23 protein-coding genes are annotated in these 22,859 nt (G+C 44.5%); 7 read left to right on the forward strand and 16 right to left on the reverse strand.

What is annotated here, in order from left to right; genetic code table 11:
- Positions 1 to 17: 17 nt before the first annotated feature.
- From IX95_RS09475 to IX95_RS09500, 6 genes are read right to left on the reverse strand one after another with little or no spacing between them, the layout of a single operon-like run.
- Positions 18 to 2,318, reverse strand: coding sequence for a response regulator (locus tag IX95_RS09475; protein ID WP_038159130.1), 2,301 nt, complete (start codon positions 2,316 to 2,318; stop codon positions 18 to 20).
- A 22-nt stretch (positions 2,319 to 2,340) separates the two neighbouring features.
- Positions 2,341 to 3,141 (reverse strand): phosphate/phosphite/phosphonate ABC transporter substrate-binding protein, encoded by an 801-nt coding sequence (locus IX95_RS09480; protein WP_038159132.1) that lies wholly within the window; start codon positions 3,139 to 3,141, stop codon positions 2,341 to 2,343.
- A gap of 9 nt (positions 3,142 to 3,150) precedes the next feature.
- Complete coding sequence (locus tag IX95_RS09485; RefSeq protein WP_038159134.1) at positions 3,151 to 3,846, reverse strand: chromosome partitioning protein ParA; 696 nt, start codon at positions 3,844 to 3,846, stop codon at positions 3,151 to 3,153.
- A complete protein-coding gene (locus tag IX95_RS09490) occupies positions 3,846 to 5,936 on the reverse strand; it encodes an SLBB domain-containing protein (protein WP_038159136.1) in 2,091 nt (696 codons plus the stop codon). The genes IX95_RS09485 and IX95_RS09490 overlap by 1 nt, the downstream gene beginning before the upstream one ends.
- Positions 5,926 to 6,765: an OmpA family protein gene (locus IX95_RS09495; protein ID WP_006962354.1), complete on the reverse strand. Its 840-nt coding sequence runs from the start codon at positions 6,763 to 6,765 to the stop codon at positions 5,926 to 5,928. The genes IX95_RS09490 and IX95_RS09495 overlap by 11 nt, the downstream gene beginning before the upstream one ends.
- Positions 6,766 to 6,806: 41 nt before the next feature.
- On the reverse strand, positions 6,807 to 7,124 hold the full coding sequence (locus IX95_RS09500; RefSeq protein WP_006962353.1) for an STAS domain-containing protein: 318 nt from the start codon (positions 7,122 to 7,124) through the stop codon (positions 6,807 to 6,809).
- 290 nt (positions 7,125 to 7,414) lie between these two features.
- On the opposite strand from IX95_RS09500, the gene IX95_RS09505 reads away from it, so the two are divergent.
- Positions 7,415 to 8,272: a DNA ligase gene (locus IX95_RS09505; protein WP_019276118.1), complete on the forward strand. Its 858-nt coding sequence runs from the start codon at positions 7,415 to 7,417 to the stop codon at positions 8,270 to 8,272.
- Here IX95_RS09505 and IX95_RS09510 read toward each other — a convergent pair.
- Both IX95_RS09510 and IX95_RS09515 read right to left on the reverse strand, forming a co-directional pair.
- The gene (locus IX95_RS09510) at positions 8,262 to 9,191 is read right to left on the reverse strand and encodes a DUF3080 domain-containing protein (RefSeq protein WP_038159138.1); all 930 of its coding nucleotides are present in this window, start codon (positions 9,189 to 9,191) and stop codon (positions 8,262 to 8,264) included. The two genes, IX95_RS09505 and IX95_RS09510, sit on opposite strands and share 11 nt — an antisense overlap.
- A gap of 153 nt (positions 9,192 to 9,344) precedes the next feature.
- Entirely contained in the window at positions 9,345 to 10,715 is a 1,371-nt protein-coding gene (locus tag IX95_RS09515; protein WP_038159140.1) for an MATE family efflux transporter, read from the reverse strand.
- Between the two features lie 176 nt (positions 10,716 to 10,891).
- On the opposite strand from IX95_RS09515, the gene IX95_RS09520 reads away from it, so the two are divergent.
- A complete protein-coding gene (locus IX95_RS09520; RefSeq protein ID WP_038159142.1) occupies positions 10,892 to 11,506 on the forward strand; it encodes a riboflavin synthase in 615 nt (204 codons plus the stop codon).
- A gap of 35 nt (positions 11,507 to 11,541) precedes the next feature.
- On the opposite strand, the gene IX95_RS09525 is transcribed toward IX95_RS09520, so the two are convergent.
- Positions 11,542 to 11,745 carry a CPXCG motif-containing cysteine-rich protein gene (locus tag IX95_RS09525; protein ID WP_019276122.1) on the reverse strand — a complete coding sequence of 68 codons (204 nt, stop codon included), beginning with the start codon at positions 11,743 to 11,745 and terminating at the stop codon, positions 11,542 to 11,544.
- 270 nt (positions 11,746 to 12,015) lie between these two features.
- The gene (locus IX95_RS09530) at positions 12,016 to 12,882 is read right to left on the reverse strand and encodes a fructosamine kinase family protein (RefSeq protein ID WP_006962345.1); all 867 of its coding nucleotides are present in this window, start codon (positions 12,880 to 12,882) and stop codon (positions 12,016 to 12,018) included.
- Positions 12,883 to 13,234: 352 nt separating this feature from the next.
- Here IX95_RS09530 and IX95_RS09535 point away from each other — a divergent pair, with 352 nt between their 5' ends.
- Positions 13,235 to 13,579: a DUF3802 family protein gene (locus IX95_RS09535; RefSeq protein ID WP_006962343.1), complete on the forward strand. Its 345-nt coding sequence runs from the start codon at positions 13,235 to 13,237 to the stop codon at positions 13,577 to 13,579.
- 2 nt (positions 13,580 to 13,581) lie between these two features.
- Here IX95_RS09535 and IX95_RS09540 read toward each other — a convergent pair whose 3' ends face one another.
- Positions 13,582 to 14,094, reverse strand: coding sequence for an NlpC/P60 family protein (locus tag IX95_RS09540; RefSeq protein ID WP_038159145.1), 513 nt, complete (start codon positions 14,092 to 14,094; stop codon positions 13,582 to 13,584).
- A 95-nt stretch (positions 14,095 to 14,189) separates the two neighbouring features.
- On the opposite strand from IX95_RS09540, the gene IX95_RS09545 reads away from it, so the two are divergent.
- Positions 14,190 to 16,223, forward strand: coding sequence for a methyl-accepting chemotaxis protein (locus IX95_RS09545; RefSeq protein WP_038159147.1), 2,034 nt, complete (start codon positions 14,190 to 14,192; stop codon positions 16,221 to 16,223).
- A gap of 16 nt (positions 16,224 to 16,239) precedes the next feature.
- Here the strand turns inward: IX95_RS09545 and IX95_RS09550 are convergent, their stop codons facing one another.
- The gene (locus IX95_RS09550) at positions 16,240 to 17,028 is read right to left on the reverse strand and encodes a sterol desaturase family protein (RefSeq protein WP_038159149.1); all 789 of its coding nucleotides are present in this window, start codon (positions 17,026 to 17,028) and stop codon (positions 16,240 to 16,242) included.
- 84 nt (positions 17,029 to 17,112) lie between these two features.
- On the opposite strand from IX95_RS09550, the gene IX95_RS09555 reads away from it, so the two are divergent.
- From IX95_RS09555 to IX95_RS09565, 3 genes are all read left to right on the forward strand, one after another.
- On the forward strand, positions 17,113 to 17,853 hold the full coding sequence (locus IX95_RS09555; RefSeq protein WP_038159382.1) for a tRNA-uridine aminocarboxypropyltransferase: 741 nt from the start codon (positions 17,113 to 17,115) through the stop codon (positions 17,851 to 17,853).
- 142 nt (positions 17,854 to 17,995) lie between these two features.
- On the forward strand, positions 17,996 to 18,904 hold the full coding sequence (gene nagK, locus IX95_RS09560) for an N-acetylglucosamine kinase (RefSeq protein ID WP_038159151.1): 909 nt from the start codon (positions 17,996 to 17,998) through the stop codon (positions 18,902 to 18,904).
- 63 nt (positions 18,905 to 18,967) lie between these two features.
- Entirely contained in the window at positions 18,968 to 19,450 is a 483-nt protein-coding gene (locus IX95_RS09565; RefSeq protein ID WP_038159153.1) for a GNAT family N-acetyltransferase, read from the forward strand.
- A gap of 33 nt (positions 19,451 to 19,483) precedes the next feature.
- Here IX95_RS09565 and IX95_RS09570 read toward each other — a convergent pair whose 3' ends face one another.
- The 4 genes from IX95_RS09570 to IX95_RS09585 are packed head-to-tail and all read right to left on the reverse strand — an operon-like array spanning position 19,484 to position 22,855.
- Positions 19,484 to 19,750 carry a DUF2960 domain-containing protein gene (locus IX95_RS09570; protein ID WP_038159155.1) on the reverse strand — a complete coding sequence of 89 codons (267 nt, stop codon included), beginning with the start codon at positions 19,748 to 19,750 and terminating at the stop codon, positions 19,484 to 19,486.
- Positions 19,751 to 19,801: 51 nt separating this feature from the next.
- Positions 19,802 to 21,577 carry a bifunctional molybdopterin-guanine dinucleotide biosynthesis adaptor protein MobB/molybdopterin molybdotransferase MoeA gene (locus tag IX95_RS09575; RefSeq protein ID WP_038159165.1) on the reverse strand — a complete coding sequence of 592 codons (1,776 nt, stop codon included), beginning with the start codon at positions 21,575 to 21,577 and terminating at the stop codon, positions 19,802 to 19,804.
- Positions 21,574 to 22,161, reverse strand: a complete 588-nt coding sequence (gene mobA / locus IX95_RS09580) for a molybdenum cofactor guanylyltransferase MobA (RefSeq protein ID WP_038159166.1) — start codon at positions 22,159 to 22,161, stop codon at positions 21,574 to 21,576. The genes IX95_RS09575 and mobA overlap by 4 nt, the downstream gene beginning before the upstream one ends.
- Positions 22,139 to 22,855 carry an energy-coupling factor ABC transporter ATP-binding protein gene (locus IX95_RS09585; protein ID WP_038159168.1) on the reverse strand — a complete coding sequence of 239 codons (717 nt, stop codon included), beginning with the start codon at positions 22,853 to 22,855 and terminating at the stop codon, positions 22,139 to 22,141. Before IX95_RS09585 ends, mobA begins: the two co-directional genes overlap by 23 nt.
- Positions 22,856 to 22,859 lie beyond the last annotated feature (4 nt).

Raw genomic sequence — 22,859 nt, forward strand, 5'->3', positions numbered from 1 at the left:
CGTCATCCTTGTTGTATCTAGCCAGCTGGTTCGATGAAGCCCAGCGTTTTTCTATATTCAAGAGCAGCGAGTGATTTTTCAGCTAGCTCTTTTAATTCTTCAGAGAGTTCAAATGCTTGTTGTTCATGATTCTCCAAACACATACACTCAATCTTTCGTGCAAGATTGGACAAGACTCGATTTCCTAACGCTAGAGAAGAGCTGCCTAATGTGTGGCTTTCAAACTCTAGCGTTTCTTTGTCTCGGTCTTCCATTGCTTGATAAATCTTTCTTAAGCGCTCATTAGATTCTTCGATGTAATGATCAATTAGCATCGGAAGAACATCAGCACTTGTGTCTTCTATCATTTGCTCTAAGACTTCTTCGTCGACGAGTTCTAAATCCACTTGTATGTCCTGATTCATAGAATGATTGATTACAGCCTGCGTAAGAGTTTGCGATTCACTCTCTAAATTATCAGATTTTTCAGCAGAGTTGATCGCGCCATCACTTAAGAATAGATTAATTTTTTCAATTAGTTGTGACAAGCGAATCGGTTTTGACAAATAGTCGTTCATCCCTGCATCAAGGAACTGCTCTTTATCTCCAGATAAAGAGTGGGCTGTCAATGCAATGATAGGTATCTGACATGTCTTCTCATCAGTCATTGAACGTATGGCTCTGCAGGTCTCCATTCCGTCCATCTCCGGCATAGATATGTCCATAAAGATAAGATCGTAATGGTATTGTTCGACCATCTCGATGGCACGACGACCATTTTCTGCGATGTCCATCGAGAGCCCCATGCGCTTAAACATCTCTCTTATCACCAATTGGTTCGCTTTGTTGTCTTCTGCCACTAATATGCTGGCATCTGATACCAGCAATTCGGTATTGTTTTGGCTCTGGTGAGTTGAGCTAATGAGTTGGTCTGCGAGTTCCAGTTTGATTGAAAAGGAGAAAGTGCTGCCAATTGATGGCGTACTCTCTGCCTCAATGTAGCCGTCCATCAACTCACATAGGCGTTTGCATATCGCAAGACCCAGCCCGGAGCCTTCCTGACTTCTAGAATAGGTTTGATCGACCATGGTGAACTCATCAAACAGATAATCCATTGCGCTGTGGTTGATGCCGACACCGGTGTCTATGACTTTGCAAACTATTTTGACTTGATTTCCTTCATGGGTGTCTGCGTGTACCTGAATTGTCACGCTGCCTTCTTTGGTGAACTTCATTGCATTACCAATCAAGTTGTGAAGGATCTGTTTAACGCGGTTTTCATCGCCTTGTACATTGGCGGGTACTGAACCATCAAGAATACAGTTCAAGTCAAGAGAGCGGACTTTCGCTGATGGTTGAAATGTTTCAACAACATTTTTGACACATTGACGAAAATTAAACGGCTTGTGTTCTAATCGTAGTGTGTTGGACTCCATTCGCGTGAAATCCAAAATGTCATTGATGATACTAAGGAGGAATTGGCCTGACTCAGTCGCTGTGTTGACTAGTTTTTTCTGTTCACGAGAGAGTTTTGATTCTTCAAGAATGTTCAAAATGCCCAACACACCGTTCATCGGTGTACGAATTTCGTGTGACATCGAGGCTAAGAAGCGGCTTTTTGAATCGTTTGCCTGTTCTGCTTCGAAGCGAGCGCTCTTAAGATCATGATAGCTTTTTTCGAGTTTTACAGACATGTCATCAAATGCTCGTGCTACGTCCCCCAACTCGTCTTTAGACTGATCATTAAGCTGGAAACCAGGCCCTTGTTGACTAACGGTATTCGCTGCCTCTATAAGCTTGACCAAGCTTTTGGTTAAGTAGGTGCCTAGGAAGAACGAAAAGATTGCTACCAATACGACTTCGATGGAAGCAATACCTATTATTGCTTTCTGGGCGCTGGTCAACATAGAGTTGATGGCGGAGACTTCGAAACCAATGTCTATAGTGCCATAGTTTGCACCTCCGCTAGTGACCTGAACCTGAGTGTCGAAGATTCCATCATTGACGGAATCTAATCTGTAATCAACAGACATCATTCGTTGTAGCAGCGCTTTATCCCCATCACATGAGAGCTCTTTATCACCACGCATTACCCTAATGTATGCGATGTCTTCTATGGTCATAAATTCTTTTACCAAGTCATCCAGAGTCGCAATGTCGGTAGAGATCATTGCATCCTTGGCTGCGTGGGCGAACATGGAAGCAGTTGAGTTGGCTCGTTGGATAAGTTGTTTTTCATTTGAGTTGGAGAGAAAGCTCATTGCGCTGAATGTGAGCGCTACCAACATAACGACCTCAATAAAGGCGATCCCAAGTATGGTTTTCATTCTAAATGACATAGCAAGGTACTCCCGTCGATGACTAATCCAATAGTGTTATGTTGAGCGCTCTAACGTCATTCCAATCGCTATCTTGTGCCGAAATAAAACCCTTGAGCTTAAGTTTCTCCAGATGAGCGAGGCCTTCTAGGGAGCCGTCAAACTCTATAAGCGCTTGTTGAATTTTGCTTTTCACGTTGCTATCGAGATTGGGGTGAGCTGCGATAGCGTGGGGTGTATACCCTTTGGTGGTCCAAATCGGAGTCAGTTGATCACGAGTTTCCTCAGGTAACGCCATATAGGTTCTTATTATTCCGCCACCTGCGGGGAAGAAGCCTTTCGCGACAGCTAAGTAGACGGAATCATGAGATGATACGTAAGACGGCTCAAACGTTATGTTGCTTTGTTTCAGATAGGCCTGAGTCAATACAGTTGCCGCGAAGGCCGCAGGTGAGGGGAAAGCAAGTTCTGCATTTTGCAGTTGTTCAGGTTGAGAAATATCACTGTCTTTGCGGACGACAATGATACCTTTAAGCCGTTTGTCTTTAGCTTTTGCAATCGCTTTGTAGCCACGCAATTCGCTGAAAACGGTGTAATGGTAGGGGTTCATATAAGCGAGATCATACTCCCCGTTTTTCAGCCGTTGTTCGAACGTTGGAATGTCAGATGCTGTGCTAAATATGATCTTTTTTCCTGTTCTTTCGGAAAGGTATTCGATGATAGGGGCCCATTGTTTAGCAAGCTTGCTCGCAGAGTGCTGGGGAACGACACCAAAAGTAATTGATTCAGCGTGTAAGGACGTCGAAAGTAGTGTAAGCAGAGCAAGATAAGTAAATTTTTTCATAATCAATCCTTAGGCTGAATGAGCCAGAAACTCGTTAGTAAGGAGTTTTTGTGCCCATTTTTCTCTCCATGATTGAGGAAGAAACCTCAGTCTTCTTATCTCTCTCGCCATTTCCTGCCCCAGCGTTGCTTGGTTCTTCAAGTTCAAGATGGAGCCTAGTAGTGAGATTTTCGGGCTTTGGAGGAGCTCTTGTGATTTCTGGATTTGACCGGTTGATGTTTTCCCTCCCATGACCACTAATACTGTTTGGTCACATGCGCTGGCGACGACTTGAGCGGGGATATTCCCTCGGTTTACATGAAGCAGAGGCGAGGTGTCGCAAATTACTCTATCGTAGTGCTGTAACCATTTATCTACTGAGTTGCTCAAAACACTTGGATCTTTATAAGCTAGAAGCGTCGAAGTCTGTTCCGGCACAGGTAAGCCGGTGAAAAGCTGGTGGGATGATTTATGTTCCAGTAACATACCTATGTCATCACCCTGGTCAGCGTTGACTAGTGCAGGTTCAAACGCAGGATGGAATAAGTTCAGATCCACCAGAAGTGTTTTATGCCCACCGAGTAAGTATCTTTCCGCCAAAGCAGAAGCAATTGACGTGACGCCGTCACCTGAATTGCAGCCTGTGAGACAAACTGAACGCGCCTCGGCCAGTTCGGCCGCGAGGTAGATTTGCTCTACCTCGGTTAATGTTGCAGGAATAATCATTACAGCGCTCCTATCAATACGATGGTGGTTGTCAATCGTAGGATGTCTTCAAGGCCTACTCGTGCTCTCTCAAGAATGCTTTCGCTGCGGTCTGGGATGTAAATCGTGTCACCTGCACGAAGCACTGGAAGCTTATAAATATTGGCAGTTTTGCTGAAGTCTATTAGGTCAAAGGTACGAGCCTGTCCTTGGCAGCAGGACATATTGACGATTGAAATCTTTTCCAAATATGCACGCTCAGAGGGGCCACCAGCTTCAGCTAGAATGTCCAGAATCGTCATGTTGTCATCAAAGACATAGCGACCAGGGCTGTTAACTGCACCCAGCACTCGAACTGTTGATTCTTTGCTAGTATCCAACCAAATCTTATCTTTCTCAGGGATGTAAATGGTGTCACCCATGGTTATCTTTGGTAGAAGGCTCTCATCCCCAGTTTCGAAATACAGGGACAAGTTAAGTTTGCTAACTTTTGAATAGGTTTTGTCTCTGTGAGTGATTTTGATGTTATGGATATCGGCATCTTTAGTTGGACCATCAGCTGCAGACAGGATGTCCAGAAAATGCATTTCTTTTGTAAAGCGGTAGCGACCAGGAGCATTAACCTGACCGAAGACGTATATAGAAGCATCAGAGCTTTGACGTACCCATTGTGATTTGTTGTCAGATGGATCTTGAGGTAAATCGTGAACACGAATAATAGTGCCAGCGCTGATGACAGGCAGCTCCGCCATAGGTGCTCCGTTTAAAATGAACTCGTCCAGATTGAACGTTTTCATTTTTCCGTTAGGTGTTACCACTTCTATTTTTGACGTGTCGGCTCGGAGAGTTGGCCCTCCAACATGTGCCAGCAGGTGCATCATGTCCATTTCATCAGACCATTCGATGCGTCCTGGGCGAACCACTTCACCAATGACATTGACAGCACGGTCTGGCGAGATTTTTAGCCACGACTTCTCATTCATGTCGGTTTTCTCCGGAACAAATATCGCATCACCGGGATTGATTTGAGGTGGAGCTTTGGTAGTCAAACCTTCTGTGTAAGCCGTTAAATCAAACTTGATAACTTGCCCATTCGCTTTGATAAGGCGAATTTGACGAGATTCTGCGTAACGGGTTGGACCGCCAGCGTTGGCCAGAATGTCCATAAAAGAAGCGCCTTTTTTACCTTCGTAGGCACCAGGGCTCTTCACTTCACCCATGATGTAGATAACGTTCGAACCTGCGCGGATTTCCTCTTCCTGCTTAGGGACGAAAATCGTAGTGCCTGGTTGAAGGTTAGGAAGCAGAGAAGTGTCCCCACTGTCTAAATACTCTTTCAGATTGAAAATCTGAGGCTTGTTGTTGCTGATAACCCGGATCTGTTCCACAGAAGCGTAACGTGTCACGCCGCCGGCGCGCATGAGGATATCAACCAAATCTGCAGTATTTTTGAAAGTGAAAGAACCCGGTGCATTTACTTCACCAAATACCTTGATCGCAGTTCTGTTGTCAGCACTATCACCAGAATTAGCTAACTTACTGGCATCAAACTGTTGCTCGATGTTACCCACCAAGGGGGAAGCTGGTACAAATATAGTGTCTAGAGATTTGAGTTTAGGTAGCAGGGACTCATCACCTGTATCTAAAAAGCTTTTGTAATTAAAAGGAAATTTGTCTTTGCCGCGCTTAAGAAGCAGATTATTTAACTGCGCACCTGAACGTAATCCACCAGCAGCGTGAATTGCCATTTGAACATCTGCACTTTTCGATAAAGTGTATTCGCCGGGTGAGTTTACGTACCCCTGAATAGAGATAAGAACTTGCTGCTCTGAGATGTAAACCGATGCAGTAGAGAGATCTCGATAAACTTTGCTTAGTGCATTTAGGACTGACTGCTGAAGCTGGCTCTCTGTATATCCTGCGACGTATAGCGCACCAACTTCAGGTAGGTTGATTCGGCCTCGTTTATCAACTTGGAATCCTTTATTTAATGTTTCTTCGCCTGGTAGATTCACCTGAATCATGTCACCGACTTGAACTCGTTCCACCTCGGCACTTACGGAAGCTGCAAACAGGAATGCTAGGGTGATTAATATGAGTTTATTCCACATGATAATAGCCTCCATTCAACTTGTTTTCTGCTAGCTCGTTGGTTTCAACGACTTCGATGCTAACCCTACGGTTTGTGAGTCGAACTCCGTCTGATTCACCTTCGAAAAGAGGTAGGGATTCACCAAGCGATTTTGCTTCTATTCTTTTCGGCTCAAGGCCAAAAATGGTCAGGTAGCGTTTCACTTGTTTTGCTCTGCCCATTGCGAGCTGCTGGTTCTGGAGTTCATCGCCAACCGAATCGGCATGACCAGTGACGGTTAGGTTTAGTGACTTATGCTCTCGCAGAATGTTGGCTGCTTGGGCAAGGTGACCCATATATTTGGGGTTCACTTCCGTAGAATTGAACGCAAACTGATTATCAACGTTTAGCAGGTTGTAGAGCTTGTCGATGATTGCCAATTGTTGTTGGAAAGAAAACTCATCATGTGGTGGGACACATTTAGCTTGAGATGTCACATAATCAAGCTGCCTCTCAAGTTCATCCAGGCGTTTACGCTGAATAACGATGTCGTTCGCGGCGTCTAACAACAACCCACCTTCTAGTTCCCTTGCAATTCGATTCTGTTTTTCAAGAGCCTGAACGACAGCTGCCGGGAAACACCATCGAGCACCTTCACGAATGAGTGCATCGAGGTGAAGTTTTGCTAATTGCCAATCGAAGCGCAGGCCATGTTCTGGGCCAAGAGGCTCGTCTGGCATGACTGGAGTGAAATTAGACTGGATGTACTGTTCAGCAAGGCCTCCGCGACCCTCTTCGGGGTAACTGCTACAGCCAATCGAGCTTACTATAGGTACAATTAGGGCTATGTGTTTGATGTAATTAACCATGCCAACTTCCTCTGTTAGTGGGTGAAATCTCGTTTATTGTTTTAGTGAGTGCGAGAGTTCACCGGGATTGCTTTGTCGATACGAAGCAGATTGATGATTTCAAGTGGTTGGCCAGTGACATTCTCGATGCGCATCTGACGCTCACGCTCGACTAGACGTTTGTATAGGTAAACCAGTGCACCAACACCTGAAGAATCAAGAAAACGAACATTGCGGAAATCAATTTCAACTTCGCCATGTTGATCAGCGATAATTTCGTCAATATGTTGTTGAGCGTATCGACTGCCGTCAGCATCTAAGTTGCCATCAATTTGAAGGGTAAGAATTTCATTCGTTAGTTCAATTTTACGTAGTTCCATGACGATATCTCCTCAGATAGTTTTCTTAGATAAGGCACTTTGTGTGCCAAAAAATATGCACTTTAAAATCAATTGGTTAAGTTGATGGTTCTTACGTTTCTCAATTTGAGAAACGTGTTTTCTCAGACTGAGAATCATGTCTACAAATGAAAAATGGCGCTGGAGGCTGTAACTGATACATCTGTAGGAGGAAAGAACTTTTGAGGTTACTCGTATTGTTAGCTGGCATTGATTGAACTTATGCATCGAGCCTTGAGAATCACTTCGGATGGAAATGTCTGGAGTTAGGGATGCAAATTAAGTTAACCAGTGTCGCGATTGCTGTTGCTATATCTTGCAACGCTTGGTCAGAGAGTCATTCTTTGAGTTATATGCCTTTGGTTCAGGCTAATGACTACGAGTATGGAACGAATATTGAGGATTACTGGAAAAGTGAAAAGCTAGATGGTATTCGTGCTATTTGGGATGGAACTCAATTAACTACACGCAATGGTAAAGTCATACATGCGCCTGATTGGTTCATTAAACCTCTACCGAGCTATGCCGTCGAGGGAGAGCTATGGGCGGGGAGAGGAAAGTTCCATATTGTCCAACAGACGGTTTTAGATAAAGTACCCGTTGAACTGTCTTGGAAGCGGATTGATTTTATGCTTTTTGATATGCCGCAAGCGGCGGGAGACTATCAAAAGCGTTACTACAATATTCGATATTTGGTTGACTCAATTGGTGCGCCACACATCAAGTTAGTCGAGCATACGCCGATTCGCTCTGAGCAGGAGCTCTTTCATTACTTAGACAACGTCAGCGAGCAAAAAGGCGAAGGGTTGATGTTAAGGAAGGTGACCAGTCGTTATCAGGCTGGTCGTAGTAGTGACTTGCTGAAGATGAAGAAGCATCAGGACGCAGAAGGCTTAGTTGTTGGCTACAAAGTTGGTAAGGGAAAGTACAGCGGGCAGATGGGGGCGTTACTTATCCAGCTGGATTCAGGTATAGAATTTTATATAGGTAGTGGCTTTACTGATGAGCAGCGGCGCCAGCCCCCTAAGCTCGGTTCAATCATTACATTTAGATACAATGGCTATACGCAAAACGGTATTCCTAAATTTGCGCGCTATATGAGAGAAAGGCCAGAATATACTAGCGAGTAGGGGATGCTCCACAACGTTTGAACAAGGCTTGCCAATACTCAATATGCTCTTTTGTAGCAGCTCTGAAAGCTTGGTGATATTGCTTAATCGGGTATTGGTAATTGGCGTGGCTTGTATCAACAAAATCTATTAAAGGGTTCAGTTCATTGTAAATGCTATCGATTTTGGCGAGGTATGGCTGTATTTGACCAATGAAAAACTCGTTAAACACGTTTCTGAGATAGCGAAATTTAGTTGTATTTCTTCCCTGACCGCATAGGATAGCCTCATCGTGAGCTTTTAGTTGTTGAGTGATGACGCTCAACTTGTTTCCAGCGTTGAGCATTGAATAGCTGAGCGGGCCTAAAACTGCGTTTTTTTCTAAGACTTCCTGGTAGGGTGTTAGTGCGTTTAAAGTGCTGGTGTAATCCAGTGTTTTGCTAGCTGAAAATCCGGAATCTATTTGATCGAGCGCTTGTATGACTTGAGTGCTTCCTCTACCTTGATCGACGGATAACCATCCCGTCGCTTCTAGTTGATTACGCATTGCGTCACTTGAAAACACCAAATTGGTAAAGTGCGCTGGTAATTGTTTGAGCTTCTGTTGTTGGATTGAAGCTAGTTGTGTTTTAAGTGCAGAGGATATATCTGGGCTCATTAAGCAGCGCTCTATGCCGTAACTCACTTGGAGTTGGTAATCGAAATTTCGAAATTGGTCCTGAATCTTTCCTAATACCGAGTTTTTCTCTGCAACAAGATTGAATAAACCGCATTTTCGAAGCTCATAACTGTCGAGTAGTCCTATGCTGATACTAGGGATAGTAATATGCAGTTCTCGTTTCGTGGGCAGTAAGACATTGACGTTATCCGGCATTGGTATCGCTGGTCTATCTTGGACATTGGCGATACGGGCTAAATAGGTGTCCAAACTGGCGTCCATTGGACTCTTGATAAAATCACAAGCAGAAAGGGACAAGAGTGATAGCAAAACAATAAAGATACGCATAGGTGTGATAAATAAGGAAACAATCAAGGTTTGTTATTAGTCTACGAAGTAAATGCAAAAAAGGTCAGCATAGCTGACCTTTTTGGGTTATTTAGAGGAAAATTCCAATTGGATATCATCAGGTTGTCTATGCATCCAACGCAGTCTCAGACCAAGCATGATTGCAGCTGATGAAAGACCGATAATGAAACCCATCCAGAAGCCATGAGCGCCCATAGGCTCAACAATCCAATCTGTCATTCCTAAAACATAGCCAATCGGGAGGCCTAGAATCCAATAGGCGATAAAAGTACGGTTGAATATTGCGGCCATGTCTTTGTATCCCCTCAAGGCACCAGCCGCAACGACTTGCACGGCATCCGTTACCTGGTAGATGGCAGCAAATAGCAGCAATTGCAAAGCAATCTCTATAACAGCGCGATTGTCAGTGTAAAGCAATGCCACTTGTTCTCTGAACAGAACTGTAAATAGTGCAGTGGATAAGGCCAGTAACACAGCGACGATGACACCTACACGAGATGCGATTGCAGCCCCTTCTACATTGTTCTCTCCAAGGCTGTGGCCAACACGAATGCTGGTCGCTGCACCAATGCTCATTGGCAGCATAAAGACTAACGACGAAAAGTTAATCGCAACCTGGTGCGCTGCGACAATCAGCGAGCCGAGTGGGGCAACGAAGAGTGCAACGACAGCAAATAGGGTAACTTCAAAGAATAACGCGGCTGCTACTGGAAAGCCTAGCTTGAATAAACGAACAAGAGGTTTTAGCTGAGGCTTGTGGAATTGGCCGAACAGATTGATATGGGCAACACGTTTGGATGTCACGACATAGAACAGCAACATAAACAACATTAGCCAATAAACGATGGCTGTTGCGACACCACAACCCACACCGCCCAGCGCAGGAGCACCAAATTTACCGTAAACAAAAATCCAGTTTAGCGGGATATTAAACAGCAGCCCAATGAAACCAATGACCATTGCGGGCTTGGTGAGTGACATACCATCAGTAAAACTGCGCAAGGTTTGGAAAAGCAAAAAGGCGGGCACAGCGTAAATGACAGCATGCATGTAACCGTTGGTTTTTTCAGCCATTAACTGCTCGACATTCATCAAACCCATTATATTTTGAGTCTGAAAAAGCACGCCAATAATGGGTATAGAGATGAGCAATGCCATTGCGGCACCTTGTTGAATCTCAAACGGAATCTTAACCTGTCGGCCTGATCCATTGAGTTGAGCGACAACTGGGACCAAGGCCATGAGCAGGCCAACGCCAAATAGTATTGAAGGTAGCCAGATACTTGATGCAATGGATACAGCAGCCATATCGGTCGCACTGACACCGCCTGCCATGACAGTATCGACGAAGCTCATGCCTGTCTGCGCGACGGAAGCAATCAGTACTGGCGTGGCCAATTTGATCAGCTTATTCGCTTCTTGTTTATAACGATGCACGTAAAAACTCCAATGAAAGCAAAGATGCTTTGACTTCTGCAGAATCAAATTATGGAATCAACACGAAAATCAAAGAGGTGAACACCATTGTTATCGATAATTTATACATGGTGCTGTTGTGCTAAATGATAATTAAATGTCACACTAACCTCCACGAAAAACTGTTGGAATTTGCAATGTTTACTGGAATTGTTCAGGGAATGGCGGAAGTCATCGCTATCGAGAAGAAAGAGTCGTTTCAAACTCATGTAATTCGATTGAATTCATCAATGGGTCAAGGGTTATCTATAGGTGCATCGGTGGCGCATAACGGTTGTTGTCTGACCGTAACAAAAATCGATGGAGAACACGTTTCTTTCGATCTGATACAGTCTACTTTAAAGCTAACCAATCTTGGTGAGCTGGAGGTTGGTCGTTCGGTTAACATTGAACGCGCTGCCAAGTTTGGTGACGAGATTGGCGGTCATACCATGTCTGGACATATTTCCATGGTGAGTGAAATTGTTGAAGTGATCGATACACCGAACAATAGGACGGTTTGGCTTGAGTTACCTGAGAACATGATGAGGTATGTATTGGCGAAAGGCTTCATTGGGTTAGATGGTTGTTCGCTTACCATTGGTGAAGTTGAAGGTAATCGCTTCTCCGTCCATTTAATTCCGGAAACCTTACAGAGAACATTGTTTGGTCAGCGCCAGCAAGGTGACAAAGTGAATGTCGAAATTGATCCTCAGACTCAGGCTATCGTGGATTCAGTCGAGCGTGTTCTAGCAGCTAAAGAGATGCTTTGAGCATAGAGAAATAGAAAAGCGCCTTTCGGCGCTTTTTAAAAAATTTGTTCATCGTCGGCATCAATTGAGAGTTCGATTTCGTCCAACTGTTCGTTAACCATCATACTGAGGTGGATGGCGTTGCAACAGGCAGGACAGTCGTCGTAAAAATTCTGGCTACCATTCGTTGCATCTAACGTGATACCAATGGAGTGCCCACAATGGGGGCAGGTAACTCTTTTCTCTGTGTATTTTCGCATAGCTCTCTTCCTTACGTCTTTGATGAGATCAATGCCCAAGCCTTACATACCCGTGACTTACTTGGTCACGCTTTGAGTATGTTCAATCCGTTATTATTGGCTCCGACAAATTAATCTTAAGTCGTTAAGTTAGTAATAGACGTAAATTAAGTACAAAGTTTGAGATAGTTAATAAAAAACACCAAGGCTGGGCTCGGTGTTTTGATTTGGATTGAAAATTTTTCGATTGAATGATTTTAATTTATTGTTAAATAAGAAAATTCCTACAAATTAGTATGTGAGTATTTTGTTGATTAAGCGTTCGCATTGATCTAAGTAATGTCCACCAAACTGATTATAGTGGTTGAGTAGGTGATAAAGGTTGTAAATATCTTTACGTTCACTATAAGCAAGATCTAGCGGTAGCACGCTCTCATAGCCTTGATAGAATTCTGGCTGGAACCCTTCAAAAAGTTCGGTCATCGCAATGTCGCACTCTCGATCTCCCCAGTAACAGGAAGGGTCGTAGCAAATGGGGCCAAATACTGAGTTGGCTGCGTTACCATGCCAGAGGTCACCGTGCAGCAAAGATGGACGAGGGTTATGGTTACCTAACCTGTCCTTTACTAGATGGGTAAAATCACCGATATCAACCAGAGTGACTCCTTTCTCTTTCATTAGCTGAAGTTGCCAGCCAATTCGTTGTTCAGCAAAGAAACGCCCCCATTTTCGGTCCCACTTATTGGGCTGTAAGGTGGAACCAATAAAGTTATCTTGATCAAACCCATACTCTTTCTGTTCTCCCCATTGGTGGAGTTTGGCAAGCTGCTGGCCAAATTTGTAACTGTTACTGCTGTCATCGAGTGGTTTAGTAGGGAGATAGTTCAGAATCAGGAAGGCATGTTCTTTACTCTTTCCAGTAAGAATATGTTCCGGTACGAAAACGGTGGAACTCTCACGTAAAATTCGGATGTTTTCCGCTTCTATTTCAAACTTAGCGTAAAAGTCTCGCAGATTGACTTTCACAAAGTAGCGCTGCTCTCCATCACTTATCATGTAGCAGTCACTGATATCACCGCCATGTAAGCGGTTTTTTTCGACAATATCAAAAGAAAACATTAATGCTTCAGACAGTTGCTCAGTTATGGCTTGCCACATATCAAGATCCGTTTCCGCAGTTGAGTATTAACATTGTAGAATAAGGAATTGGTTAATTCTGAATCAGACTGCAAAAAATTCAATCATTTAGTGGGCGGATTCATTGGGCTTATCAATTTGTGAACTTTGTCATATCTGGTTAGAGCCTATAAGCTCGTAAAATAGTTTAGCCTGATAAAAGTTGATCCTAGTTCAAAGCAATAAGTTGGAAATTAAACCAAACTCTTCAACTAAGGTATAAACAACTTTTGAATTTTATCAGCGTCCGAGTCGAGTTGAGTTGTGAAAACTCATTGATATGTCTTAGTATTAGATAGTGACTCGAAAGTAGAATAATGAATGGAGAACGACAGTGGTTGTTGAAACCGATGGCTACCTAGCACTTATTGAGCATCTGGCTTTTAATCTTGATGTCTTTTCATCTGACGATGGAGACACGGGTGCTGAAAGTGTCGAAGATGTCGTTACCGATATGGTAGCGAGTAACATCATGGCCATTTTTGAGCAGAACCCAGAACTGCACTCTAGTGTTCGCTTCCAATTGCTTAAGGAAGCAGATTCAGTTGTAGAAGATTTAGGAGAGGTGTTAGCGGGTGTGTGGGCTAAACCTGCAACCAATGATCAGATAACATTCCTTGATGAGTATATCGCACTGGTCAAAAATCTATTTGATTCCGCAGTCGCCAAATACGACTGATTTCAATTCACCACAGGCGGCGTGGCAACCCGTCTGAAATGCCAGAATTTCGAAGCCCAATAGGGATTGTCAAGCCTAGAAATTATAACGCCTTTTGATGTTGAAGCATGCATAAATTGCTTGTTACCAATATACACGCCTACATGACGAACCTTTCTTGATGTTTTGAAAAAGGCTAAATCTCCCACTTGAACTCGTTCATAACTCAGCTCGTTTCCGATGCTTACCTGTGCCAATGTGGTGCGGGGTAAGTGGATGTTCAGGACGTCTCTGTAAGCTACTTGAACAAAAGCGGAACAATCAATACCGTTGTAATTGTTGCCCCCTAGGCGATAGGGGACTCCCTTCCAATCCTTATAGACTTCAAGAAACTCTTGTTGCACACCTTTTTCATACGAAGAGATATTTTTACCACTATCTAAGGTATTGAAGTCTGTTGAGGAAGGGGAACTTGAGCATCCTGCTAAGAGGAGAATTAACAAAGCGATTGAAAATTGCGGCGCAACTCTATTCATGGCGTCTATTTCACCTCTTAATGACATTTGTATGTAATATTATCTAAATAGAATCGCACACTGATTAAACTTTTGTATGATGTCGGTTCAAAATTATGCCTAAGCAAAAGACGAGTTTTTCACTCTCGCTCATTCAAACTATCAGTGCTGTATTCTTAACGATAACCATACTGGTCATTGGATTATCTGTCACCAGTATTAAAGGGATTGAGAGAGTTGGAGCTCAATTTGAGACGCTTTCCGATCAGGCCCTTCCTCTTGCAATGACCAATGCAAAGCTCACACAAGCCATTCTGGAACAAGTTAAGCAACTCGGCTACGGCTCTCAAGTTAGCGATATTGAGGGCTTGAATAGAATCAAGGAACAAACCGTTAACAGTTCGGATGAAACGTCGACGTTAGTGGAACAAGTCTTTGCGATTTCCTCGGAATTCAATCAAGCCATATCGCAACAGCAAGAATTAGAACTTAGAGAGAATATCGAAGCGTTATCTGATTTAACCAACAGAATACTTTCAGCTCAGAAGTCGTTACTGACAATGCAGGGGAGTATAGATTCACAAGTGACAGAATTCCGTTATGGCTTGAGCTCAATCGGACCAGAAATGAATCGAATCAGTTCCTTTCTTGCCGTTGATAACCCTGAATCTTCAGATGCTGCGAATCGATTTATTGCCAGCGCGAGCTCTATGGAAAGTACATTTCTAGTTTTGATGATGCAAACGGATCAAGACAAAGCAATGCAAGAGTACAAGGAAATGCGTAATCGTATTGCTGGGATCAATCTAGCGTTCGATGACTTTTCAGAATGGCACCCCGAGGTTAAAGAGTTTGCGAGTTTAATTGCCCCATACGATATGGTCCAAAATGGGTTTTCTGAGTCAGGGGTGCTAAAGCAAATTTTGAAAAAATTGGAACTGGCACAAAATCAGAGCGCACAGCTTTCCCAAGCGGCGATTTTGGCCAATGACACCATCCAACTGCTTAACAACATTTCCCAGACAGCAGAAGCGCTAATCGATGACAGTAAACGTGTCGTTAGCAACACTATATACTCTATCAATACGATACTGATTATTAGTAGTCTGGTGTTGGTCGCTATTATTGTTGTTTCTTGGGCTTCTTTACGAACTTGGATTAATCGAGGCTTGAAAAACATCACTGGTAATCTTAATAGGCTAACTGAGCATGACTTTACCAACACGGTTACTTTGCTCGGACCATTTGAAATGAAAGAAGTGGCGCGCAAACTGAATCAGGTTATCGAGTCAACCCGTGGTTCTATCTCGACGGTGACGAGAAACTGCGAGACGTTATATCAAACAGCGGAAATTAGTCATGATGCAGCGGAGCAATCTAATCTGAGCTTGGCACGTCAGAATGAATCCCTCACAAGCATGGTTGAGACAGTCACGCAACTCGAAGCATCGATAAAAGAAATCGCAACCGTGACCAACGAGTCATACAGTGAATCCCAACAAGCGGCAGAGTATTCTGGAAATGGGGTGAAAGTCATCGAGCTGAATCAAGTCAGGCTTCAATCTTTAGAAGACACACTTAACATGAATGAACACTCCATGATTGAGTTGGACAATCGAGTGAAGCAGATTCGTGAAATGGTCGATATGATTTCCGGTATTGCAGAAAATACGAATTTATTGGCGCTCAATGCTGCTATTGAAGCTGCACGAGCAGGAGAGCAAGGGAGAGGGTTTGCCGTGGTTGCTGATGAAGTACGTAAACTGGCCAGCGATACATCACAACAGACGTCAAACATCCGCGACCGCATGAGCGAATTGGTTGCTGCTGCCGAGAAATCGCGTAGTGCAGTTTCAGCTAGCCGTGAGGAAATGACTTTCGCTCTTGAGTCCAGTGAACAAGTAAAAAGTACCTTTGAAAACATTGAGAAAGCGGTTAATCAGATACGTCTTCGAGTGGAGCAAATTACTGTAGCGACGGAAGAACAGGAGCGGGCAACAGCGGATGTAAGCCAGTCCATCGCTCATGTATCGGAACAGGGAGAGCAAACTAAACTTCAACTTGAATCAATGGTTGAAAATTCAGAACAAGTTGCAGAAATTGCAGGTCATCAACAAGCTATGCTTCATAAGTACGACTTACCACAATAGTCATTGAATCAGTAACTTATTTCTCTCGAAAGGGCTGGGTTAACATCTTATCCAGCCTTTGTTCGTTTGGCGTCTGGAAAAGTGGAATCCCAATCTTTACGTCGTTGTGTCCACGCTCAGGTTGATCGATGTAAGTGCCGAACCAGCGATCCCAGATAGAGAGAAAAAAACCAAAGTTAGAATGGGTTTCTCGCGGTATTACCGAGTGGTGCACGCGATGCATGTCTGGTGTGACAATGACTTTGCGTAGAACAGCATCTACCTTGAATGGCAACTTGGCGTTACTGTGATTAAACATCGCGCTTGCATTGAGAATGATTTCAAACACGATGATTGCAACAGGAGAAACACCCAGTGCGACCACAAGTCCAATTTTAATCCACATCGACAACACGATCTCAATTGGATGGAAGCGGCTTCCTGTCGTGACATCGATATCCTGATCCGCATGATGCATTCTGTGCAATCGCCATAGCCAAGAGACTTTATGAAAGACCAGATGTTGGAGGTAGATCGCCAGATCGAGAAAGATGACACACATGATGAGTTCCGCTAATAAAGGGAAATCTAGGTGATTGAGTAAGCCCCATTGTTGTTTGAGAGCAACGTTTGCTGCCTCAAAGGCGAGCACTGGCATAAAGATGCCGAGAAAGACCGAGTTAAACGCGACTAAGCCAAGGTTGTTCATCCAGCGATAGAGCTTATTCTGAGTCAGCTTTTTTCGTGGAGTTAGCCACTCCCACAATCCACACAGTATGAGCACGGAAAGAAAAAAGCTTAAGCGGATAAGATCTGGATTCTGCATACGAGGTTTTTCTCCCACATGGAACTTGCAACGGATTTGTCTCAAGGTAAACTCTGCACCCTTTATCATTATCCATCAACTTACATGAGAATCCACGCTTTTCACCGCCTCTATCAGCATCGCCTAGAGCACTCGACTAAGCCGTTCAATGCAAGAGGCTGTAAAGTCCAGCGTTGTCAGTACTGTCAGGTAGCTGAACACTTTTGTATTTGTGCTTACCAGCCAGATGTCTCCAGCTCGGTGGCGGTGATGCTGCTAGTGTCTGAAAATGAAGTCTTCAAGCCAAGCAACACTGGGCGGCTTATCCTTGATACGGTAAAAGAAGGTTATGTGTATCAATGGAGTCGCACAGAACCCGATCAGGCGATGCTGTCGTTGATCAATCATGAAAATTATCAGCCCATCGTCGTGTTTCCTGATGAATATGTTGAAGATAAGTCTCGCTTGCTTGGAGAAGACGCCCGTCAGCAGTGTGGTGATAAAAAAACACTACTCATCTTTCTTGATGGAAGCTGGAGAGAAGCTAGGCGCATTTTTCGAAAGTCGCCATATCTGAATGCGCTTCCTGTTTTGTCAGTGTCGCCAGAATCAATTTCTCAGTACGTCATGAGACGTTCCGACAACGAGCAACATCTTGCTACGGCAGAAGTCGCCACATTGGTACTTGAACAACTGGGTGAAGAGCAGACGGCGCAAACGCTTAAACTGTGGTTTGATGTGTTTAAAGAAAGCTACCTTTTAAGCAAGACCCGAATTAAGCCAAATTTCGACCGACCACAGCTGCAACATTATCTTCAGAAGACGAAAAACGAGAATTCAGTCTGAAAATAATGGGCTTGTTGGCGATAGTCTGCACAGTTAAGCCTAGGTAGTGGTTAAATTCGTTCCACGTCACGGATTGTAGGCGTACCAATGTGGATAATGAACCGATTTTGACTTTTTTATATTTGTTTCTGGGAGAGATACGATGTACTACGGCTTTGACGTTGGAGGCACTAAGATTGAATTTGGTGCGTTTAATGAACAATTAGAGCGTGTTGCCACAGAGCGCGTACCAACGCCAACGGAAGACTACTCTTTATTAGTGAGCACGATTGCTGAACTGGTGAATAAGTATGACAAACAGTTCGGCTGCGAAGGCAAGATCGGTCTAGGTCTACCTGGAATGGAAGATGCCGATGATGCTACCGTTCTGACGGTGAATGTGCCTGCGGCCAAAGGTAAGCCACTTCGCGCTGACCTTGAAGCCAAAATAGGCCGTAGCGTTAAAATTGAAAACGATGCGAACTGCTTTGCACTTTCTGAAGCGTGGGATGAAGAGCTTAAAGACGAGCCTTCGGTTATGGGGCTGATTCTTGGTACTGGCTTTGGTGGTGGATTGATTTACGACGGTAAAGTATTTTCTGGTCGTAACCACGTAGCGGGTGAGCTTGGCCATATGCGTTTACCGATTGACGCTTGGTTCCACTTGGGAGATAACGCGCCGCTACTAGGTTGTGGCTGCGGTAAAAAAGGCTGCTTGGACAGCTACTTATCAGGTCGTGGCTTTGAGCTAATATACGAACACTATTACGGTGAAGCGAAGAAAGCGATTGATATCATCACTGCTCATCAGGAAGGTGAAGCGAAAGCGGTCGAACACGTTGAGCGATTTATGGAGTTATTGGCGATTTGCTTTGCGAATATCTTTACCGCTAACGATCCACATGTTGTTGCGCTAGGCGGTGGGTTGTCTAATTTCGAACTCATCTACGAAGAAATGCCAAAGCGTGTGCCTAAGTATCTGCTGTCTGTTGCTAAGTGTCCGAAAATTATTAAAGCAAAGCATGGCGATTCTGGTGGTGTGCGTGGCGCTGCCTTCCTCAACATCAAATAATCTTGATATGATTGCATAAATTTGAGAGCTTGCTTAGGCAGGCTCTTTTTTATGGTAATCACAATGACTTTGCACGCCTTTCAACAAGAACACTATAAGCAACTTATCGACTGGATCGATTCCGCTGAGCTTAACTACCTGTGGGGTGGACCTGCGTATCAGTACCCATTAACGGTTGAGAGCGTCGATGCCCATTGCTCACAGGCTGAGGTCAAGCCATATCTGTACGCTCATCAGGGCAAAGCGGCTGGCTTCGTTGAGTTATATCATCATTCGAATGATATTGCTCGAATCTGTCGGGTCTTCGTTGCTCCGCAATTTAGAGGGCAGGGTGTAGCGAAAACCATGTTGCAAGCGTTGATTCGAGAAGCTAGAAACCAAGGGTATCGCGAAATTACGTTGTGCGTATTTAGCCACAATCATTCTGCTATTCGCTGTTATCGGTCGCTAGCTTTTGTCGAAGTGAAGAGAGAGCAAGGCGTTCGAGAATTCGACGGAGAGAGTTGGGAGCTTATCCATATGGTTCAAAAATTACAAAGCAATTAAAGCAAAACAGGAGCGCTAGGCTCCTGTTTACAACTACTGGTTCTTTTTACCGACACCACGATTTTCTTTTTGCTTGAGAGTGATTTTTTCAAATCCTAGCTTTCTAAAGTGGTTGTCGCGATAGTTGCGCATTGCCTTAGTATCTGACACTGCTTCAATCTGTTGTTCCATCTTAAGGAACTCGGAAATATCGATACCTTCTGCTTCAGCCACTGCTTCATGAATATTACGATGTTGCTGATATGAAAAAGTCAGCGTTTTGTTTTCACCCTTATAGGTATACAGGATTGTGCGAGCCATATGTCTTTCTCTTAAGATAAATGAGGCCAGCTGAGCTGGCCTTTGATTGCGCTAGATTCTGCCTTGAAGAGGAATGATTGTCACGCTTTCTCCGACTTTTACTGTATCGATCGCTGGCGAAACTTCAATTAAACAATTGGCCTCACTCATTGAACGCAAAATGCCAGAGCCTTGTTTCCCTGTGCTTCTGACGGTCAATTGCCCCTGAGGATCTATCTCATAAACGCCACGGCTGAATTCGGTACGGCCTTGACGAGAACGTAAGTCTTCAAGAGCGACCGCGTTGACTTTCAATGGCTGCCAACCTTGCTCTCCTTGCATTTTACGCAGCGCAGGCTCAACAAAGTTAATGAACGACACCATCACGGCTACGGGATTACCCGGCAGGCCGAAGAAGGGTTTATCGTTCACCTGACCAAAGGCCAGCGGGCGACCCGGCCTCATATTGATGCGCCAAAAGTCAATGCTGCCCAATTTATCTAAAGCGAGTTTGATGAAGTCGGCATCACCGACAGAAACACCACCTGACGTGATAATGGCATCCGCTTGAGCCGAGGCTGCTTGCAGGGCCTCCGTCATGCTCTGTTCATTGTCTTCGAGGATACCAAGGTCGAGGATCTCACAGCCCAATTTTTCTAACAGGCCTAGTAGGGTAAAGCGGTTGGAGTCATAAATAGAATTCGGGGCTTGTTCGGTTCCCGGCGCCTGCACTTCATCACCCGTAGAGAACACCGCGACTTTCAAGCGGCGAAAAACAGGGCACTCTGCAAATCCCAATGAGGCGATCATCCCCATTTCAGGTGACTCTAGTCTTTTGCCTTGACTGAAAACTACACTGTCGACTGGGAGGTCTTCACCGGCCTGACGAACATTTTGGCCAGCTTTAATTGATGCACCGGCAAAAGAAACCTGATTTCCAGTTTGGTTTGCCTGCTCACGCATTACTACGGTGTCCCCACCTTCTGGCGTTGGCGCACCAGTCATGATTTTTACCGCTTCACCTTTGTGAAGAGGTGCATCGTAGGCGTGCCCAGCAAGCACTTCAGCAACGACGGTGTATTGTTCTCTTTCCAGATCATCGCTGCGAATGGCATAGCCATCCATTGCAGAGTTAGTATATTGAGGTACATTAATTGGCGAGTTCACATCTCTGGCGAGCACGCGTCCGTAGCTTTGCTCAATAGTGCATGTTTCCATGCCTGCCAGGGATTGAACTGAGGAAAGGATTTTGTCTTGCCCTTCGCTGACAGAAAGAAATGCAGGAGACAAAGTGTCGCAACAGCCTGAAGTTTTAGCGACTTGCTCTCGCTTCTCGGGCTTGACGTAGTCGCAAACAAAACGTGCGATTGCATCAAGATCATTAATATTCATCTGAGGCAGGGATACATCTTCAACATCCGTGTCTGCTGCAATGGCGATAATGTTACTGTCGTTAGGGTGCAGCCAAGGTTTGCCGACTTCTTCTCTGTGTAGCTCGATTTTTGGAAAGGCGATGTTTTTGCACCCTTCAACCAAGATGACGTCTAACGTGTCCGTATCGAAGCGGCTAAGTAGGTACTCAAATTCAGATTCAGCTTCGGGAGTCTCAGTCATTAACGCGTATCGATTACGAGATGAAATGAGCATTTGAGAGGCGCCAGCTTTACGCAGCCGGAAGCTGTCTTTGCCTTCTTTATCTACATCAAAATTATGGTGTGCGTGTTTTAGCATACCAATGCGTAATCCTGCCTGAGTTAATCTTGGCAACAAAGCTTCCAACAGCGTGGTTTTACCGGTTCCAGAATAAGCAGCAAACCCCAGAATTGGGATAGGGAGCGAGTGTTTCATGAATGTATGGTTCCAAATTGTGCCAGTTCTTCTGGGGTGTTCAGGTTAACGAAACAATCCGTCGCATCGCTAAAGTCCACGTAGTGCGTCTTGCACTCTTTATAAAGAAGAATGATTTTTCTATCGCCACGTTCAAGAAACGCGGTCAGTTTCGGCAGTACACGCTTGTGGTAGAGCGTGAAGACGGGCTGCTGATAGTCACCGTCATGGGCGACCAGAATGTCAGAATCTTCTTTAACTGCAGAGCAAAAACGAGCGACCAAATCCAAGCTGATTTGTGGGCTGTCGCACGGAACAAACCCTACCCAGTCTTTGGTTGCTGCCGCTAGGCCTGCGTGAATACCGCCCATAGGGCCAGGGAAACCTTTGATTTTATCGCCGACCACGACACCATACTTCGAATAGGTATCCTGGTTACGGTTTGCATTGACCATGATGTCAGAGACTTGTGTGGACAGCCGTTCATATACATGTTGAATCAAAGGCTTATTGTCGAGTTCAATAAGGCCTTTGTCTTTTCCGCCCATACGTCTGGCCTGACCGCCAGCTAAAATAACCCAACTAGTTTGCGTTGGAAGAAGCATAAGTGTTCTCTTGCCTTGTATCTTTAATAACGTGTAGCAGTGGCGACTCTATCAGAGTCGTATCTTTAATCCACCACTGCCTGCGGCATAAGTCTGTCAGTGCATTTTCTTGATGGCTAGTGATAACGATACTTGATCCACGAGCCAGAAGATCTTTCGCCATTACCACTAACCGATCAATGGATTCTTGATCGAGAGATGCACTGGGCTCATCCATCAAAAGAATGGATGGTTTGAGTATCCAAGCTCTGGCCATCGCAACGCGTTGTTTCTCGCCGCCCGAAAGCACAGAAATATGTTCATCCGCTAAAGTTTCCAAGCCTACCATGCGTAACGCAGTAATAACTTGAGCTCGCTTAATTTTAGGTGATTCTTGTTGGTATCTGATGCCATAGACGACGTTTTGATAAACCGTGCCATCAAACAGATAAGGCGATTGGTGCAGATAGATGACGTCTTTTCTTCCTGTTCGGCTAAAAAATCGCTTAACCCAAGTATCATAGGGGGCGTTGACGTGCCCAGTTGTGGGCTTCGCCAGACCAGACAGAATTTTGAGTAGCGTCGTTTTTCCAACCCCGTTGTCGCCTTTGAGGTAGATGGCGTCGTTAGGACCAATGCTCAAAGTGGGAATATGAAAGAGCCCCCGTTCTTTAAAGCGCATCGAAATATCTTGTGCCGTGATTTTGATGGTCATAATT

Origin of the sequence: Vibrio sp. B183, from assembly GCF_000740665.1 — a bacterium.
GTDB classification, from domain to species: Bacteria; Pseudomonadota; Gammaproteobacteria; order Enterobacterales; family Vibrionaceae; genus Vibrio; species Vibrio coralliilyticus.

Bases quoted from the DNA above. Each gene is read 5' to 3' on its own strand.
- IX95_RS09540 (WP_038159145.1), bottom strand. From the start codon at position 14,094: ATGAATAGAGTTGCGCCGCAATTTTCAATCGCTTTGTTAATTCTCCTC.
- IX95_RS09505 (WP_019276118.1), top strand. From the start codon at position 7,415: ATGCAAATTAAGTTAACCAGTGTCGCGATTGCTGTTGCTATATCTTGC.
- IX95_RS09480 (WP_038159132.1), bottom strand. From the start codon at position 3,141: ATGAAAAAATTTACTTATCTTGCTCTGCTTACACTACTTTCGACGTCC.
- IX95_RS09570 (WP_038159155.1), bottom strand. From the start codon at position 19,750: ATGGCTCGCACAATCCTGTATACCTATAAGGGTGAAAACAAAACGCTG.
- IX95_RS09510 (WP_038159138.1), bottom strand. From the start codon at position 9,191: ATGGACGCCAGTTTGGACACCTATTTAGCCCGTATCGCCAATGTCCAA.
- IX95_RS09490 (WP_038159136.1), bottom strand. From the start codon at position 5,936: ATGTGGAATAAACTCATATTAATCACCCTAGCATTCCTGTTTGCAGCT.
- nagK (WP_038159151.1), top strand. From the start codon at position 17,996: ATGTACTACGGCTTTGACGTTGGAGGCACTAAGATTGAATTTGGTGCG.
- IX95_RS09475 (WP_038159130.1), bottom strand. From the start codon at position 2,318: ATGTCATTTAGAATGAAAACCATACTTGGGATCGCCTTTATTGAGGTC.
- IX95_RS09520 (WP_038159142.1), top strand. From the start codon at position 10,892: ATGTTTACTGGAATTGTTCAGGGAATGGCGGAAGTCATCGCTATCGAG.
- IX95_RS09485 (WP_038159134.1), bottom strand. From the start codon at position 3,846: ATGATTATTCCTGCAACATTAACCGAGGTAGAGCAAATCTACCTCGCG.
- IX95_RS09565 (WP_038159153.1), top strand. From the start codon at position 18,968: ATGACTTTGCACGCCTTTCAACAAGAACACTATAAGCAACTTATCGAC.
- IX95_RS09550 (WP_038159149.1), bottom strand. From the start codon at position 17,028: ATGCAGAATCCAGATCTTATCCGCTTAAGCTTTTTTCTTTCCGTGCTC.
- IX95_RS09495 (WP_006962354.1), bottom strand. From the start codon at position 6,765: ATGGTTAATTACATCAAACACATAGCCCTAATTGTACCTATAGTAAGC.
- IX95_RS09500 (WP_006962353.1), bottom strand. From the start codon at position 7,124: ATGGAACTACGTAAAATTGAACTAACGAATGAAATTCTTACCCTTCAA.
- IX95_RS09545 (WP_038159147.1), top strand. From the start codon at position 14,190: ATGCCTAAGCAAAAGACGAGTTTTTCACTCTCGCTCATTCAAACTATC.
- IX95_RS09525 (WP_019276122.1), bottom strand. From the start codon at position 11,745: ATGCGAAAATACACAGAGAAAAGAGTTACCTGCCCCCATTGTGGGCAC.
- IX95_RS09530 (WP_006962345.1), bottom strand. From the start codon at position 12,882: ATGTGGCAAGCCATAACTGAGCAACTGTCTGAAGCATTAATGTTTTCT.
- IX95_RS09585 (WP_038159168.1), bottom strand. From the start codon at position 22,855: ATGACCATCAAAATCACGGCACAAGATATTTCGATGCGCTTTAAAGAA.
- IX95_RS09575 (WP_038159165.1), bottom strand. From the start codon at position 21,577: ATGAAACACTCGCTCCCTATCCCAATTCTGGGGTTTGCTGCTTATTCT.
- IX95_RS09555 (WP_038159382.1), top strand. From the start codon at position 17,113: ATGAGAATCCACGCTTTTCACCGCCTCTATCAGCATCGCCTAGAGCAC.
- mobA (WP_038159166.1), bottom strand. From the start codon at position 22,161: ATGCTTCTTCCAACGCAAACTAGTTGGGTTATTTTAGCTGGCGGTCAG.